Consider the following 1,321-nt stretch of genomic DNA (forward strand, 5'->3'; position numbering starts at 1 on the left):
GCGTGCCAGTCGCGCCAATTCGTTTTCGTTTTGTACGCCAAACTCAAACCAATCAATCAGCGCCTTGGCTGTCGCCTGTCCACGGTCGCTGTTCGCGTCGCAATTCTGTTCGACGCACCAATGCGTGAGTATGCGATCCAGCATTTCCAGCGCTTCCGATGTCAGCGCTTCTTTCGGCCAGTCTGTCTTTGTCATTACATTCGCCCCCGTTTCGCACCACCGTAACGCGTATCGACCGGGGCGCTATGACCGGCGAAGCACAGTTGCTTAGAATCTTCTTTGGTTGTTCGGCATCAACGCTGACGTTAAAATATTGGAACGACACAACCAAACATGCGTTAACCGGTATCGGAGGTATTGCGTTATGGACCCGAAACGGTGGAGCCGGCCGATCTACTTCCAGGCGAGCAGATTCGGCGAATTTCGAACGGTAACGAACACAAGCGAAGCAGCCACCGCGTTGAATACGGCGTGGCCGATCGCTCGGGGGCGAAGTCTAAAAACCGCAAAGCGCACCTGCCAGCAGGTTCTAAGCGGCAAGAGACCGCCCTCGGAGGCACGAAATGCGTTCATTGCAGCTGCGGTCGAGGCCAATGTCTACGTGAAGGAGCGATAGCCGGAGCTGAAATGAGGAGAAGCTTATTTAGTTAGAGTGCAAAGATAGAAGTTTAACGATGCATTCAATCCGATTTGAACAAGAGCATGCCACTATGGGTTTCGTAATCTCGAGTGGGACAATCATGCTGACGCTGCAGAACGCCATTCTTGAAATGATCGCCAAAGGTGAGCCGCTGTGCGCCGTCATCCATGCGCTGTGTGTACGCGTGGAGGCAGCGATCCCCTGGACGGTTTGTTCGGTCTTGGCGGTTAGGGATGGCCACATGCATCCGCTCGCCGGACCATCACTGCCCCCGGCCTATTCTCAAACGATCGATAATCTGGCCATCGGTCCGCTCGCCGGCTCCTGCGGAACGGCCGCCTATCACGGTGTGCCGGTTACGGTGACCGACATCGAAAACGATGCGCGGTGGCAGGATTTCAAGGCTCTGGTTTTGCCGCTGGGCTTCAAGGCCTGCTGGTCGACGCCAATCATGAGCGGTGATCGCGTTCTGGCAACCTTCGCGTTTTATTTTCGAGAGAAGCGTGGCCCCAGCCAACTCGAACGCGATGTCGTCGATGCATGCGTCCATCTTTGCGCGATTGCCCTGGAAAGAAACGAGCGCGCGCTCGAGCGTGAAGCGCTCACCTATACCGATGCGCTGACCGGGCTGCCCAATCGCGCGCGATTTAACGAGGTTCTCAAACAGCAGCACCGATCCGC

3 protein-coding genes are annotated in these 1,321 nt (G+C 56.2%); 2 read left to right on the forward strand and 1 reads right to left on the reverse strand.

Translation table 11 applies throughout. The features are described 5' to 3' along the window. On the reverse strand, positions 1-195 hold a 195-nt coding region (locus B3605_RS03695; RefSeq protein WP_296432332.1), incomplete at its 3' end, for a hypothetical protein. Between the two features lie 169 nt (positions 196-364). Between B3605_RS03695 and B3605_RS03700 the strand changes: the two genes are divergently transcribed. Together B3605_RS03700 and B3605_RS03705 are read left to right on the forward strand one after the other, a co-directional pair. Next, the gene (locus B3605_RS03700; protein ID WP_112944115.1) at positions 365-616 is read left to right on the forward strand and encodes a DUF982 domain-containing protein; all 252 of its coding nucleotides are present in this window, start codon (positions 365-367) and stop codon (positions 614-616) included. 121 nt (positions 617-737) lie between these two features. Further along, on the forward strand, positions 738-1,321 hold a 584-nt coding region (locus B3605_RS03705), incomplete at its 3' end, for a GAF domain-containing protein (protein ID WP_296432335.1).

Origin of the sequence: Rhizobium sp. UBA1881 (genome assembly GCF_002338015.1) — a bacterium.
GTDB lineage: Bacteria > Pseudomonadota > Alphaproteobacteria > Rhizobiales > Rhizobiaceae > Rhizobium.